The following is a 14,593-nucleotide window of genomic DNA, read 5'->3' as shown; positions in this document are numbered from 1 at the left end:
GTCCACCGTGCTCGTGGTCAAGGCGACCGGGCGCGGCACCTACTGCCGTACCCGCACCGACCGCTACGGCTTCCCCCGGCTACGGCTCCCCCGGACCAAGCACGTCAAGGGGTTCGCCACCGGCGACCTGGTCCGCGCGACCGTCCCGACCGGCAAGAACACCGGAGTCCACACCGAACGGGTCGCGGTCCGCACCACCGGAAAATTCAACATCACCACCCGGCACGGCACCGTGCAGGGAATCCACCACCGCCACGTCCGCCTGCTCCAACGAGCCGACGGCTACGGCTACACCACCCACCCGGAAACGCGGCACCGTGCCGCGTTTCCTTCCCCGCCTGAAGGCGGGGGTCTCCACGCTGGAGGCATCGGATGACCTCGGTGCCACGGCCGGTTCCGGCGGGACCTCGGCGCCGCGCCCGCCGGGCCGAACGGCGGATCGAACCGCGTCACCCGCGGGATCAGTGGTCGACGGCCGTGGCGCCGCCGTCGACGACCAGGTGGGTGCCGGTGATGAAGGACGCCTCGTCGCTCAGCAGGAACCGTACGGCCGCGGCGACCTCCCCGGGGCGGCCGAGGCGGTGAAAGAGGGACTTGCGTTCGAAGGACTCCATGAAGCTCTGGTCGCCGCCGGTGGCTTTGACGAGCATGGGAGTGTCGATGTAGCCGGGGCAGACGGCGTTGATCCGGATCGGCGCCAGTTCGTGGGCCATGGAGCGGGTCAGGCCGAGCATGCCCGCCTTGGAAGAGCAGTAGGCCGGGATGAACGCCTGCCCGACCAGGCCCTCGACCGAGGAGATGCCGACGACCGCGGAGCCCTCCTGCTTGCGCAGGTCCGGAAGCAGGGCCTTGACCAGCAGGGCGTGGGCGCGCAGGTTGACGTTGAGCACCGCGTCCCAGGCCGCCTCGGTCAGCTCGCCGATGCCCAGGGGCGCCGCGATCCCGGCCGCGTGCACGAGGCCGCCGATCGCCCCCAGGGCGTCGCGGCTGGTGGCGGCCGCCGCGGGAAAGGACGAGGCGTCGGTGACGTCGACGGTGACGGAGATCGCCGGGGCGCCGTTCATGGCGACGAAGGAGGCGGTCTCCTTGGCGCCCGTCTCGTCGAGATCCCAGATCGCGACCGGGCGCCCGGCCTCGGCGAGCGCGAGCGCGCAGGCCCTTCCGATCCCTGACGCTCCGCCGGTGACGATGACTCCGGTGCCTGTCATGGCCTGCCTCCTCGACTGGTGGTGAGCTTAACGTTAGTTTTGTGCCCAACTGGTCGCTAGGTAAGGCAGCAGGGGAGGCGGCGCGATGCGTGAACTGTCAGGCAAGATCGCGGTTGTCACGGGGGCGGGCAGCGGGATAGGCCGGGCGCTCGCGCTGGGCCTGGCAGCGGAGGGGATGGCCCTCATGCTCGCCGACGTCGATCCGGGCACTCTCGCGGAGACCGCCTCGCTGGTGGAGGGGGTCAAGGTCCTCACCGAGATCACCGACGTCTCCGACCAGGCGGCCGTGCAGCACCTCGCCGACCGGACCTTCGGCGAGCTGGGCGCGGTTCACGTACTGTGCAACAACGCGGGGGTCTTCCAGGGTGGCCAGATGTGGACCAGGGAGCCCGAGGACTTCGCCTGGCTGCTCGGGGTGAACCTCTGGGGTGTGCTCCACGGCATCCGGTCCTTCGTCCCCCGTATGATCGCCCAGGACACCGAAGGCCACATCCTCAACACCGTCTCGGTCTCGGGGCTGTTCGCCGCGCCGTTCTCCGGCGCCTACTCGGTCTCGAAGTACGCCGCGTTCGCCGCCTCGCAGTCCCTCGCCCAGGACCTCGCGATGGCCGGCTCCAAACTCCGGGTGACCGCGCTCTGCCCTGGCGGGGTACGGACCGGCATCAACCGCTCGGAACGGGTCCGGCCGGAGAATCTCGCGGTCGCCAGGCCCACCGAGGACGAGGTGGCCTCCGTCAGGATCATCGACGGCCTGGTGGAACGGGGCATCGACCCCGAACAGGTGGCGCTCGCCGCGGTGGCGGCCATCCACGAGGAGCGTTTCCTGGTCTTCACCCATCCCGGCTACGCGGCGGGCCTGCGCGAGCAGACCGAGGCCCTGCTCGCGGGGACGCTGCCCCCGTTTCCCATCTACGAGTAGCGCGCTGACAGGCGCCGATAGACTGGCAGCACCGCTCTGTTCCTTTTGGGGGTCTTGGTGTCTGAGTTCGACACGGTCCTGGTCGTCGATTTCGGCGCGCAGTACGCGCAGCTGATCGCGCGAAGGGTGCGTGAATGCCACGTCTACTCCGAGATCGTCCCGTCGACGATGCCGGTGGAGGAGATGATGGCCAAGAAGCCCAAGGCCATCATCCTGTCCGGCGGTCCCTCGTCGGTGTACGCCGAGGGCGCCCCGGCCGCGCCCGAGGGACTGTTCGACACCGGTGTGCCGACCTTCGGCATCTGCTACGGCTTCCAGGTCATGGCCCAGGAGCTGGGCGGAGAGGTGGCCAGGACCGGCACCGCCGAGTACGGCGGCACCCACCTGGAGGTGAGCGACCAGGGCGTGCTCTTCGCGGGGCTGCCCGCGAAGCAGTCGGTCTGGATGTCCCACGGGGACAGCGTCTCCGCCGCCCCCGAGGGCTTCACGGTCACCGCCGCGACCGCCGAGACGCCCGTCGCCGCCTTCGAGAACCCCGAACTGGGCCTGTACGGCGTCCAGTTCCACCCCGAGGTCCTGCACTCCGAGCACGGCCAGGCGGTGCTGAAGCACTTCCTGGACGCCGCGGGCTGCCGCCCCTCCTGGACGATGCTCAACATCGTCGAGGACGCGGTCGAGGCGATCCGCGCCCAGATCGGCCCCGAGGGCCGCGCCATCTGCGGGCTTTCCGGCGGCGTCGACTCCGCGGTGGCCGCCGCCATGGTCCAGCGAGCCATCGGCGACCGCCTGACCTGCGTCTTCGTCGACCACGGGCTGCTGCGCAAGGGCGAGGCCGAGCAGGTCGAGCGCGACTTCGTGGCCGTCACCGGGGTCAAGCTCCGGGTGGCCGACGCCCAGGAGCGCTTCCTGAAGGCGCTCGAAGGGGTCACCGACCCCGAGGAGAAGCGCAAGATCATCGGGCGCGAGTTCATCAGGGTCTTCGAGGACGAGCAGCGCGCCATCATCGCCGACGGCCCCGTCGACTTCCTCGTCCAGGGCACTCTCTACCCCGACGTGGTCGAGTCGGGCGGCGGCACCGGCACCGCCAACATCAAGTCCCACCACAACGTCGGAGGTCTCCCCGACGATCTTCAGTTCTCGCTGGTGGAGCCGCTCCGCGCGCTGTTCAAGGACGAGGTCCGCCGGGCCGGCGAGGAGCTGGGCCTGCCCGCCACCATGGTCTGGCGCCAGCCGTTCCCCGGCCCGGGGCTGGGCATCCGCATCGTCGGCGCGGTCAGCCGCGAGCGCCTGGAGATCCTCCGCGAGGCGGACGCCATCGCCCGCGAGGAGCTCTCCCGCGCAGGTCTCGACCGGGAGATCTGGCAGTGCCCGGTCGTGCTGCTCGCCGACGTCCGCTCGGTGGGCGTCCAGGGCGACGGCCGCACCTACGGCCACCCGATCGTGCTGCGCCCGGTCTCCAGCGAGGACGCCATGACCGCCGACTGGTCCCGCGTCCCCTACGACGTGCTCGCCCGCATCTCCACCCGCATCACCAACGAGGTCCGCGAGGTCAACAGGGTGGTGCTGGACGTGACCAGCAAGCCCCCGGGCACCATCGAGTGGGAGTAGGCGCTCTCGCCGGAACGCGGTCGATCGGCGGGCCGGTGTCCCCGGCCCGGAAGGCGCAGGTCTCGGCCTTCCCACGGTCGGGGACAGGCGCGGGAACCGTGGCCGGTGCCGGGCGGGGGATGCTCGGCGGGCTGACGACGACCCGGTGGACGGGACGGTCGTCACGGGCCCACCGCCACGCCGTACGGGTTGCTGCCGACCGTGACGGTCGTGACGACCTTGAAGGTTCTCGGGTCGATGACCGCGAGGGTGCCCGCCCCTTGCTGCGTGACGTAGACCGCGCCGGGGGTGACCGCCACGTTGAACGGGTCGGTGCCCGGAGGCCCCACGGAAACCGTCGCCGAGACGCGGTGGCTACGGGTGTCGATCATGGATACCTGGCCGGGGCCGAGAGCGGTGACGTAGGCCGACCGGCCGTCCGGTCCGAGCGCCACGTCGAAAGGGCCCTCGCCGACCGGCACGGTAGCCGTGATCGTGCCGGTACGGGTTCCGACGACCGAGACGCTCGCCGCCACCTCGTCGGCGACGTAGACCGACCGGCCGTCCGGGGTGACGGCGACGCCCACCGGGGAGCGGCCTGCGGGAAGGACCCGGGTGGTCCGACGCGTACGGGTGTCGATGACCGACACGCTGCCCGATCCGGCGTTGGCGACGTAGGCCTCGGCGCCGTCGCGACTGACCGTCACGCTCACCGGGGAGATCCCGACCGGGACGGACGCGGTCACCCGGTTGGTTCGGGTGTCGAGTATCGAGACGCTGTTCGAACCGCCGTTGGCCACGTAGAGGAACCCGCCGTCCGGACTCAGCTCGACACCGCTGGGGGCCTTCCCGACCGGTACGGTGGCGACGATCTTTCTGGTCCGGGTGTCGAGCACCGAGACCTCGGCTGATCCGTTGTCGGCGATGTAGGCGTGCCTGCCGTCCGGGGCGACCGCGACGCCTTCGGGCGCCGTACCGGCCGGCACGGTCGCGATGACCTTGTTCGTTCGGGCGTCGATCACGGAGACCGTGTTGTCGAGCTGGTTGGTGACGTACACGTGGCCACCGGCGCCCGGGAGGACGACCGCGGGGGGCGCCGAGGCCGGACCGGCCGACGCGGCGGGCAGGCCGGAGGCCGGCAGGAGCCCGAGGCCGACCCCCAGCACCGTCCCGAGTGCCCTTCTTCGCCGCCGACCGGCGGTGCCGGCCCGGACTCGCCGGAGGAAACGCATCTTGCCTCCCGTGCGCATCGCAAAGGTTCGGTCTGTGGCCCGGACCGCCTCTCGCCGGAGGCGGGTCACGCCCGGCGGTAGCGATCAGGTCAGGAGTCCACGGGCGTAGTAGTCCCGGTCGTCGCGCACGCCTGGAGGGGCGAAGAAGTAGCCCCCGCCCCGCGGGCTGATGAACGGCACCAGTGCCTCGCCCTCCAGCCGGGTCTGCATGGTGATGTAGGTGTTCAGCTCGCGCTGGAAGCAGCAGAACGCATGTCCCAGGTCAAGGCCACCGTGTACGCCGAGAGTCTGGTTGTAGTCGTAGCTGCGACGCAGGATGGTGCTGGTCGCCGCGGTCTGCGGGGTCTGCGGATTGGCCAGGCGGACATGCGAGTTCAGCGGGGTGATCAGCCCCTGCGGGTCGTTGGTGTAGACGGGATCGAGGAGGTCGGAGGCGTTCTCGGACATGGCGTACATCGGGGCGCCGCTGGCCTTGCGGCGGCCGAAGATCCGCTCCTGTTGGGCAAGGGGCAGCTTCTGCCACGCTTCGAGGTCGAACCGGACGATGCGCAGCACCTGGTAGGTACCGCCCGCCGCCCAGGCGGGTTCGGCGGTGTGCGGCTGCACCCAGACCAACCGGTCCATCTGGGCGGTGTTCGTGGTGTCCGGGTTGGCGATGCCGTCCTTGAAACCGAACCAGTCCCGCGGCGTACCGGCGGGGCGCGGCGGATTGCGCTGGCAGTCGATGCGCCAGCGCAGCTTCATCACGCCGCCGGTGTGGGCAAGGATGTCGAGCAGCGCGTGCACCGTCGTGTCGCGGTGATCGGCGCACATCTGTACCAGCACGTCGCCCTGGGACAGCCCGGGGTCCAGGTCGTCGTGACGGAAGGGCTGCATGGTGATGAGCTGGATCGGCTTGCGCGCGCCCAGTCCGTAGCGGCCGTCGAAGATGGTCGCGCCGAGGGCGACGGTGATGGTGAGGTTGTCCGGCACGATCCTGGGTCCCAGGATGTCGTTGTCCGGTGGCGGTGAACCCGGGGGCGCCTTCGGTGGCGTGCCGCCCGTGGTGAGGAAGCGGGCCCGCGCGGTCAGCGTGCGGAACAACTCGGTGAGTTCTCCGCGGTCGGCGGCGGTCACGTCGAAGGAGGCGAAGCTCCCGACCGGCTGTGGAGGATTGGCGATGCCCGCCTGGTGGTAGCCGTGGAACGGAATCGCACCCGTGCTCGCGTTGCCGCCTGCCGCCCTGTCGGCGAGGGTCGCATCGCTGCCCGGCGGGCTTCTGTCCGCCGCTCCGACGAGGCCGGTGACAAGTGTGCCCTGAAGAAACGACCGCCGCCCAAAGGCACCTGCCGGACATTCTCCGCTGGGCCGGCTGCTTTCCGGGGTACGGGGTTTCTCGTCGGTCATGGTTTCTCTCCCGGAGTGAACCCGGTGGTGCCTTGCCGGTGCCGTGGCTTGATTTCCCTGGGCCGACCGGGGCGAGCGATTGCCACTGTTGGCGGTGATTTCCAAGCAGTGTCTGGCCTGCGGCCATAGGTAATCGGACAAAGATCCTAATATCGCAATATAATGGACGGTCGGTCCGGTGAATACTTGATCCGCGCGCCATCGGCCGACTTTGGCCCACTCTTTACGGAGCGTTACAAATCACTACCTCTTGGTAGTCGGAGCGATACCGGTCTCCGGCCACCGGGGACGGTTGCCGCTGATGGCGGGGTTTCACGGGGTGCCGAACGGTAAGTTGGGGCGGGTGTCCTCCTCCACCCTGACCGGCGCAGGCTCCACCAAGGCTTCCGTCCCCCGCCTGGCGTGGCTCGACGCGCTGCGTGGGATCGGCGCGGTCGCCGTGTTGCTGGAGCACATGCTGCCCTGGTTCATGCCCGCCCTGCGGCCGTACTGGTTCAACCTCGGGATGTACGGCGTCCTGGTGTTCTTCCTGGTCAGCGGGTACATCATCCCGGTTTCGCTGGAGCGGCGCGGTGATGTGCGGGCCTTCTGGATCAGCCGCGTGTTCCGGCTCTACCCGATCTACCTGCTGGTCGCGGTGGGAGTCCTGGTCATGGCGATCTGGATGCCCGTCCGCGAGCAGGTGCCCAGGGACCTGGCCTCGGTGTCCGCGCACGCCACGATGCTGCTGGACGTGGTGCACCTGGGCGGCCTGGCCGACACCATGTGGACGCTCTCGTACGAGATGGTCTTCTACCTGATCGTCACCGCGCTGTTCGTCGGCGGGGTGCACCGCGCGAGCGGTGCCTTCGCCATCGGCTTCGGGGCGGTCGCGGTCGTGGCGGGGCTGGTGTTGACGGGGCCGCCGCTGAAGGGCTCCGGGCCCGCGTACGTGTCCGGCGTGCTGTTCTTCGCGGGCCTGGCCTGCCTGATCGGCGGACGGTTCACGAAGATCGCCGCGTATGTCCTCGGCGCGATGGCCGTGGTGCTGCTGATCTTCTCCGGCTTCGTCCCGTGGCTGGGGGCGGCGATTCTCGCGGTGATGTTCGCCGGGACCGCGATCCGCCGCTGGGAGCACGGGGAGGGAGCCCTCTGGCCGGTGGCGGCCGCGACGGCGCTCGTGGCGCTGGCCCCGGTCTGGTCGGAGCAGGCCGGCTGGTGGTGGGTGCGGCCGGGGCCGTGGTTCGTCACCATGGCGCTGGCCGGGGTGTCGTTCGCGGGCGCGATGGCCCTGCGCGAGCGCCGGCTGCCCAGGTTCCTCGTCTGGCTGGGGCTGGTCAGCTACTCGGTCTACCTGCTGCATCACCCGCTGCTGCGGATCGCGCACGCCGTTGTCGGGGACGTGCGGGCCGCGGGGCCGGTGGTGCAGCTCTCCCTGTCCGCGGCGTTCGTGCTGGTGGTGCTCGGCCTGAGCCTGCTCACCCACCGCTACGTGGAGCTTCCCATGCAGCGGCTGGGCAGGCGGCTGGCTCGGCGGCGGTCCGCGGACGAGATCGCCGAGAGGACGCCCTCAGCTGAGATGGCCAAGAGGGCGTCCTCGGGTGAGGCGGCTCAGCTGCCGTCCGCGGGTGACTCCGCCCAGTCGCCCGGGTCGCCGGTGGGCGACTCGGAGGTCAGGTCCTCGTCCTTCTCGGAGCCGACGGGGTAGACCTCTCCGGCCTTCGTGGCCTTGGCGCCGCGCAGCGAGGAGACCGCCACCATGTGGTAGCCCTGCTTCTGCAGCGCGGTCAGCAGTTTCGGCATCACCTTGACCGTCTGCTCGACCCAGTCGTGCATGAGGATGACCCCGTCACGCTTGGCGTTCTTGAGCACCTCGTCGTAGATGGCCTTCTCGTTCTTGGTCGCCCAGTCGCGGGAGCCGCCGTTCCACAGGACGATCGGCATGCCCATCTCGGTGGCGATCGCCGCGACCCGCTGGTCGAACTCGCCGTAGGGCGGCCGGATCGTCGTCGGGTACTTCCCGGTGGACTTCTTGACGATGTCCTGGGTCTTGGTCAGCTCCTCGCGGATCTTGTCCTCGGACAGCTCCCGCAGGTGCGGGTGGCTGTAGCTGTGGTTGCCGATGTCGTGGCCCTCGGCGACCATCCGCTTGGCGAACGCGGGGCGGGACTTCACGTACTGACCCTCAAGGAAGAACGTCGCCTTGGAGTTGTACTTCTTGAAGGTGTCGAGCAGCTTGTCGGCGTACTTGCCGGGGCCGTCGTCGAAGGTCAGCGCGATGCACTTGACCTTCGCGCAGTCCACCGGCACGGGCTTGGGGGCGGGCTTGGCCTTGTCCGCCGACTTGGCCGTTGTTCTGGGTTGTTCCGCACTCCACGCGGCGGTCGGGGTGGCGATCATGGCCAGCGCACAGGATGTGGCCAGCAACATTCGGACAGGAGACTTCATGAGGGGATCTCCGGGTCAAATCGACGTCGGTCGAGTGGGCATCCTATCGAGGTGCCTGATGCCTCCCGGGGCTGAAGCGTCACAATGTCCTGTGAAAGCCCATGTGCTCCGGTGACCGCGCCACGGTGCGCGCCCTACCGCAAACTTGACGTTTCCCCAGGTCATGGCTGTGTATAGCGGCGTGGGCGCGCCCGGCTGCTGCCCGATGATGGGCAACGGCCCCCTGCCGGAAAACGCTGGGGAGAGCATGACGATCGCTACGGTGGGGCCGCCCTCGGTCGAGAGGGAGCGGGGCGATGTTCGCGACACCCGCGACCGGCGGTTCACGCTCGCCTGCTACGCGACCGGCCAGCTCGTGCTGCTCGGCTGGTGGCTCGCCTTCCACCCCGGGCTGATGAGCCCGGACTCCGTCACCTACGTCGCGCACGTCACGACGGGCCCCTGGGTGGCCGGCCAGTCGGTCGCCTACGACGCCCTGCTCGGCCTCTCGCTGAGGGCGACCGGCGACCTGTCCCCGGTCACCCTCGCGCAGACGGCGGCGATGGCCGCCGCGCTGGCCCACCTCGCGGGCGCGCTCAGGTCGCTGGGCGTGCGCGGGCGCGGGCTGCTCGTGGCGCTGGGATGCGCGGTGCTGTCACCGCCGCTCGGCGCCTTCACGGTGACGATGTGGAAGGACGTGCCGTTCACGGTGTGCGCGGTGCTGGCCGCGGGCACCGCCGTACGGCTCGCGACCGGGCCCGCCGCGGTACGGCGCGCGGCCGGGAGCGGGACGCGGGGCACGCTCAGGAACAGGGTGCTCAAGGGTGGGTGGACCTGGGATCCGCGGCTGGCCGCCCTCGGTGCCGAACTCGCCGGGCTGGGGTTGTTCAGGAACAACGGCTTCCTCGTCGCGCTGATCGCCGCGATCCTGCTGCTCCCGTTGCTGCCCGCGGCCCGCCGCCCGCTGGCGACGGTGGCCGCGGCAGCGGTGGCGGCGCCGCTGCTGTTGCTGGGCGCCGGCTACCCGGCGATGGGCATCGCGCCGCCGTCCCGCTCGTTCGCCTACCAGACGGTGTTCGGCGATCTCGCCGTGGCGTACGGGGAGCGCCCCCGGCTCTTCGACCGCGAGCAGCGGGCGCTCCTCGCCACGATCGCCCCGCTGCACGCCTGGCGGCGGGGTGCGACCTGCCAGACCATGGCGCGCGTCTTCTTCGACCCCGCCTTCAGCCACTCGCGGGCCGAGCAGCGGATCTCCGACGTGCTGGAACTCTGGCGCGGGCTGCTGGTCCGCGCGCCCGGTGTGATGCTGAGCGCCCGGATCTGCCGCGCCGCGCTCGCCTGGCAGGTCGGTTCGACCTCGGGCGAGCCCGGCGGCGAGCTCTATCGCTTCTCGCTGCGCGATCCCCGGCTCCCCGACGGCTGGGCGGGCACCCCGGCGGCCTCGGCGATGCGGCAGCGGCCGTTCTCCGCCGGTCTGCGGGCCGCCGGGCTGTCCGCGCTGGACGCGAGCACGGTCAGGCAGCTTGAGTGGCTGCTCTGGCGGGCACCCTTCTGGTGCTACCTCGGCTACGCGGCGGCCGCGCTCGCGTGGCGGCGGACCGGGAGCGGGGCGGCGCTCGCGGGGGCGGCCGTGGTCGCGGGGCAGCAGCTCGGCGTGATCCTCACCAACACCGCGCCGGACTTCCGGTTCATGGTGGCGCCGATCTTCGTCGGTGTCCTGTTCGTGCCGCTGCTGCTGCGGGAGGTACGAACCCTGCCGCCCCGGCGATGAGCGTCCGCGTCAGCGGTCGATCTCGTCGAACAGCGCCTCCCAGCGGTCCAGGACGCGGGGCAGCCGGTAGGCCCTCATCCGTTCCCTGCCCCTGGCCCCCATCCGCCGGCGCAACTCGGCGTCGGACATGAGGCGCTCCAGGGCGGCGGCGAAGCTCCCCGCGTTCCCCGGTTCGGCCAGCACGCCGTTGTCACCGTCCGAGACCAGGGTCCTGACCCCGGCCGAGGCGTCGCAGGCCACGGCGGGCAGCCCGCAGGCCGCGCCCTCGGCGAGGACCAGCCCCCACCCCTCGAAGTCGCTGCTCAGGGTGACGATGGAGGCGTCGAGGTACTCGGCCTCGACGTTCTCGACCTGCCCGCGGAAGACGATCCGGCCGCCGAGTCCGGTCTCGGCGGCCTGCGCCTCCAGCGCCGCCCTGAGCGGCCCGTCGCCGATGATGTGCAGCTCCCACGGTTCGGCGACGGCGGGGGCCGCGGCGGCGAAGGCGTCGATCAGCAGGTCGATCCGCTTCACCCTGACCAGCCGTCCCGCCGAGACGATCCGCGGGTTGCGCAGCTCGGCGGCCTGCTCGGGAAAGACGCTGACCGGGTTCAGCATGGTCCCGCAGTTGGCGAGCCGGTGGTTGGTGAAGGACGTGGCGTAGTCGTCGCAGAGGAAGAGCGCCTTGTCGAGGGGCGCGTAGTGCTTCTTGATCAACCGAAGGTTCGGGGAGTCCACGGCCTCGGCGTACGACTGGTGGTACTGGCCGATCTTGGCGATGTGCGGCATGGGCAGGTCGGCGATCCAGTGGGCGGCCCAGGGCGAGGCGATGACCAGGTAGCCGCCGTCGATCCGGTCCGTCAGCCGGAGCAGCCGCTGCCTGGCGGTGGCGATCTCCTCCGGGGTCCGCCGCGCCTTCGCCCTGCGCCACGGGAGCGAGCGGGGGGCGGCCTCGGGGGCGGGTGTGTCGTACAGCGTGGCGTGCCGGTAGACCGGGTCGGCGAAGTAGGTCTGCGGCTGCCTGGAGGGGTTGATACTGACCAGGGTCACCCGGTGCCCGCGGGTGGCGAGGCCCTGGGCCAGGGTGTGGATGACCCGCTGGGAACCGCCCATCGAGTCGCCGTCGGTGCTGAGGAAGATGACGTTTCGCGCTCTCATCGCACGACCTCCGGGAAGAAGGCGTCCACGACCTTGCCGCTCGCCTGCCCGTCGTCGAGGCCGCACCAGCGGTCGCGGAACTCCGCGTAGCGCCGCCCGTACCGCTCGGTGATCTCACCGAGCTCCTCCAGCGCGGCGGCGAGCTCGCCCGGGTCGCGCAGCAGCGGCCCGGGGGCGACCTCGGCCAGGTCGAAGCAGACCCCCCGCTGGGCGGAGGCGTAGCGCTCGTGGTCGTCGACGTAGTAGAGGATCGGCCGGCCGAGGCAGGCATAGTCGAACATGATCGAGGAGTAGTCCGTCACCAGCACGTCGGAGGCCAGCATCAGGTCGTTGACCTCGGGATACGCCGAGGCGTCCCGGGCCAGCCAGCCGAGCGGGTCGGGCACCGTGAAGCGGTCGTAGGGGTGGGCGCGGACGAGGACCACCCAGTCCGGGCGGAGCGTGGCGGCGAGGGCCGGCAGGTCGATCCGGAGTGATTCGCCGCTGAAACGCCCGTTGTCGCGGTACGTGGGCGCGTAGAGGACCACCCGTTTTCCGGCCGGGATCTCGAAGAACTCCCTGACCCGCCGCGCCCGCTCGCGCTGCGCCGGTTCGGCGTGCCGCACCAGCACGTCGGTACGCGGGTAGCCGGCGTGCAACAGCTCGCCCTTGAAGCCGCTGGCCTCGGCGAAGTCCCGGCGGAAGTCGCGGCCCGGGGTGAGCAGCATGTCCCAGCGCGCCACCGCCTCGGTGTACTTCTTGGCCAGGGCGGGCTGCGTCCGGTGGCGGGGCTCGTCCAGCCCCATCTTCTTGAACACCTGGCCGTGCCAGGTCTGCAGGTAGCGGGTGCCCTTGCGCTTGCGGTAGCAGTAGGGGAGGTTGTGGCTGTCCACCCAGTAGCCGGCGCGCGCCAGGGTCCAGGCGTAGCGGAAGGTGTCGCGCTGGACGAGGTCGACGTCCTCGGGAAAGCGCTCGGGGACGCCCGCGTGGGACCAGACCGCGCGCAGGCCGCCCGCGCGCCGCTGCAGCTCCTCGTAGACGTAGCGCGGGTTGCCGGTGTAGCCGCTCCCCTCGGCGGACTCGAAGAGCACCAGGCGGCGGTTGACCGGCACCGTCGCGCTGACCAGCCGGTAGAAGCGACCCAGGTTGCGGGGGGTGGCCAGGTCGGACAGCAGGTGCCGGCAGAGCTCCGCCATGCTCGGCAGGCGTCGCGCGGGCACGTGGCCGAGCCTGCGCGCCACGAGCCGGAACGGGATGTCGGCGGACGCCTCCAGGACCAGGCGGCCCGTGCCCACCGTGCCCACGGAGGTGAACGACAGGCCGGGGGACGCCAGCAGGGGCCTGGCGTTGCGGCGCTCACCCTCGTGGAGCGAGATCGTGACCGCCTGCGGCCTGACGGCGTTGTCCGGCCAGTCCAGCTCGGGCAGGGAGATCGACACCGTCGCCTCCAGGATGCCCGTCCCCTCGGGAATCTGGGTGCCCTCCGCCTCCTCCGGGTCCCACTGCCCTTCCAGCCCCCGCCGCTCCCACGCGCCCTCAGGCGGCTCGGTCACGACGGGTGCCGGCTCGAAGGGGATCGAGGCGATCGTCTTCTTCCTGCCGCCGATGTGCAGCCAGGCGGTCAGCGAGCGGCCGTCGAGCACCCGGCCGGGGTCGTAGGTCCGCAGGCGCAACCGGACCTCGTCCCTCGACGCCTGCAGGTCGACGAGCTCGTGCCGGAGCAGCGCGCCGGCCAGTGGTTGCTCCGCCAGGTGCAGCTCGGTGACGTCCAGCTCGTTCCGGCCCTGCTCGCTCAGCGGGAGCGTCGCCCCCCAGAACATCCGCCCGCCTTCCGCGGTGACCGCCCGGGGCGGCACCGAGTGCCTGGCCCCCAGCTCGACGGCGGCGAGCGCCGCCTCGGCGCCGCGCCGCTCGCGGACGAGCTGGAGGCAGACCCGCTCGGCCCTGCTCAGCCGCTCGATCGCCGCGGGTTCGAGCGTGTCCACGTACGGGATGACGAGGTCGGCGAACTCGGCGATCCACCCCGGGTCACGCTGGGGCAGGTCGCCCAGGTAGAGGCGGAGGTCGTGGGAGAGGAAGCGGAAGTCCTTGTCCTCCTTGAGATCGAGGGAGTGGGTGGCGGCCAGCACGCGGTCGCTCAGTACGGCGGCCGTGACGCGCTGGCGCACGTTCTCCAGCTCGTGCCGCCGCGACGAGATCGACCTGGTCGCGGGCGTGGCGGCGAGCAGCCAGCGGTAGACGGGCCACGGTACGACGGCGAACAGCTTGCTGCGGCAGAACAGCTCCGTCGACCAGACGATGTCCTCGTGGTGGATGTCCTCGTGGAACCGGATGCCGGTGCCGTCCAGGAAGGTCCGCCGGTACAGCTTGTTGGTGGCCAGGCAGTTGAAGAGGAGTTCGGGTTCGGTACGGATGTCGTCCACGATCCGGCGCTCCGCGAACAGCCGGGGGTACCAGAGGGTGACGGCGCCATTCGCCTCGTCGACGCGTTCCACGGTGCCCATGACGAAGTCGGCACCGGTCGCCTCCGCCTCCAGCAGCAGGCTCTTGCAGGCGTGCCTGGGCAGCTCGTCGTCACTGTCGAGGAACATCAGGAAGGGTGCGCGGGCGGCGTCCATGCCCGCGTTGCGGGGGGCGCCGCAGCCGCCGCTGTTGGCGGGCAGCCGCACGTAGCGGACCCGGTCGTCCTCCTCGGCGAGCGCCTTGGCCACCGCGGGGGTGTCGTCGCCCGAGCAGTCGTCCACGACGATCACTTCGAGGTTCTTGAGCGTCTGGCCGAGTACGGAGCGCACGGCCCGGGGTAACCGGGGTGCGTCGTTGTAGGTGATGACGATCACGCTGACGTCCGGGACCGTGTAATGCTGTGTCATGATGCGCAACTCCAGGGCGGCTGGGAGGAGAGCCTTGACCCGCAACGGCCGGCAGCGGCCGGGCAAGGCGTCATGGGATTGCCGGTTTCGGTGTTCCG

10 protein-coding genes and 1 pseudogene are annotated in these 14,593 nt (G+C 70.9%); 5 read left to right on the top strand and 6 right to left on the bottom strand.

The annotated features are described in order from the left end of the window. Positions 1–376, top strand: a pseudogene (locus ACWD3H_RS38565) (hypothetical protein); the annotation flags it as partial. Between the two features lie 85 nt (positions 377–461). On the opposite strand, the gene ACWD3H_RS38560 reads toward ACWD3H_RS38565, so the two are convergent. Then, positions 462–1,208 carry an SDR family NAD(P)-dependent oxidoreductase gene (locus ACWD3H_RS38560; protein ID WP_355556232.1) on the bottom strand — a complete coding sequence of 249 codons (747 nt, stop codon included), beginning with the start codon at positions 1,206–1,208 and terminating at the stop codon, positions 462–464. Positions 1,209–1,293: 85 nt separating this feature from the next. On the opposite strand from ACWD3H_RS38560, the gene ACWD3H_RS38555 reads away from it, so the two are divergent. Beyond that, positions 1,294–2,127, top strand: coding sequence for an SDR family NAD(P)-dependent oxidoreductase (locus ACWD3H_RS38555; RefSeq protein WP_451958506.1), 834 nt, complete (start codon positions 1,294–1,296; stop codon positions 2,125–2,127). Positions 2,128–2,163: 36 nt separating this feature from the next. Then, complete coding sequence (gene guaA, locus ACWD3H_RS38550; RefSeq protein WP_451958509.1) at positions 2,164–3,735, top strand: glutamine-hydrolyzing GMP synthase; 1,572 nt, start codon at positions 2,164–2,166, stop codon at positions 3,733–3,735. A gap of 161 nt (positions 3,736–3,896) precedes the next feature. On the opposite strand, the gene ACWD3H_RS38545 is transcribed toward guaA, so the two are convergent. Continuing rightward, a complete protein-coding gene (locus ACWD3H_RS38545) occupies positions 3,897–4,946 on the bottom strand; it encodes a YVTN family beta-propeller repeat protein (RefSeq protein ID WP_451958505.1) in 1,050 nt (349 codons plus the stop codon). Positions 4,947–5,030: 84 nt separating this feature from the next. Further along, a complete protein-coding gene (locus ACWD3H_RS38540; protein WP_451958504.1) occupies positions 5,031–6,332 on the bottom strand; it encodes a Dyp-type peroxidase in 1,302 nt (433 codons plus the stop codon). Between the two features lie 343 nt (positions 6,333–6,675). On the opposite strand from ACWD3H_RS38540, the gene ACWD3H_RS38535 reads away from it, so the two are divergent. Then, a complete protein-coding gene (locus ACWD3H_RS38535) occupies positions 6,676–8,019 on the top strand; it encodes an acyltransferase family protein (protein ID WP_451958503.1) in 1,344 nt (447 codons plus the stop codon). Here ACWD3H_RS38535 and ACWD3H_RS38530 read toward each other — a convergent pair. Further along, positions 7,923–8,741 (bottom strand): polysaccharide deacetylase family protein, encoded by an 819-nt coding sequence (locus ACWD3H_RS38530; RefSeq protein WP_355556244.1) that lies wholly within the window; start codon positions 8,739–8,741, stop codon positions 7,923–7,925. The two genes, ACWD3H_RS38535 and ACWD3H_RS38530, sit on opposite strands and share 97 nt — an antisense overlap. A 265-nt stretch (positions 8,742–9,006) precedes the next feature. On the opposite strand from ACWD3H_RS38530, the gene ACWD3H_RS38525 reads away from it, so the two are divergent. Then, a complete protein-coding gene (locus ACWD3H_RS38525; RefSeq protein WP_451958502.1) occupies positions 9,007–10,509 on the top strand; it encodes a hypothetical protein in 1,503 nt (500 codons plus the stop codon). Positions 10,510–10,518: 9 nt separating this feature from the next. On the opposite strand, the gene ACWD3H_RS38520 is transcribed toward ACWD3H_RS38525, so the two are convergent. Further along, on the bottom strand, positions 10,519–11,646 hold the full coding sequence (locus ACWD3H_RS38520; RefSeq protein WP_355556249.1) for a glycosyltransferase: 1,128 nt from the start codon (positions 11,644–11,646) through the stop codon (positions 10,519–10,521). Then, positions 11,643–14,495, bottom strand: coding sequence for a bifunctional glycosyltransferase/CDP-glycerol:glycerophosphate glycerophosphotransferase (locus ACWD3H_RS38515; protein ID WP_451958501.1), 2,853 nt, complete (start codon positions 14,493–14,495; stop codon positions 11,643–11,645). The genes ACWD3H_RS38520 and ACWD3H_RS38515 overlap by 4 nt, the downstream gene beginning before the upstream one ends. Positions 14,496–14,593 lie beyond the last annotated feature (98 nt).

The sequence above is a fragment of the Streptosporangium sp. NPDC002607 genome (assembly GCF_053592655.1).
This window is presented reverse-complemented; position numbering and strand designations above follow the sequence as displayed.

Coding starts and splice junctions, on each gene's coding strand:
- ACWD3H_RS38555 (WP_451958506.1), top strand. CDS start 1,294: ATGCGTGAACTGTCAGGCAAGATCGCGGTTGTCACGGGGGCGGGCAGC.
- ACWD3H_RS38520 (WP_355556249.1), bottom strand. CDS start 11,646: ATGAGAGCGCGAAACGTCATCTTCCTCAGCACCGACGGCGACTCGATG.
- ACWD3H_RS38540 (WP_451958504.1), bottom strand. CDS start 6,332: ATGACCGACGAGAAACCCCGTACCCCGGAAAGCAGCCGGCCCAGCGGA.
- ACWD3H_RS38545 (WP_451958505.1), bottom strand. CDS start 4,946: ATGCGTTTCCTCCGGCGAGTCCGGGCCGGCACCGCCGGTCGGCGGCGA.
- ACWD3H_RS38515 (WP_451958501.1), bottom strand. CDS start 14,495: ATGACACAGCATTACACGGTCCCGGACGTCAGCGTGATCGTCATCACC.
- ACWD3H_RS38525 (WP_451958502.1), top strand. CDS start 9,007: ATGACGATCGCTACGGTGGGGCCGCCCTCGGTCGAGAGGGAGCGGGGC.
- ACWD3H_RS38560 (WP_355556232.1), bottom strand. CDS start 1,208: ATGACAGGCACCGGAGTCATCGTCACCGGCGGAGCGTCAGGGATCGGA.
- ACWD3H_RS38530 (WP_355556244.1), bottom strand. CDS start 8,741: ATGTTGCTGGCCACATCCTGTGCGCTGGCCATGATCGCCACCCCGACC.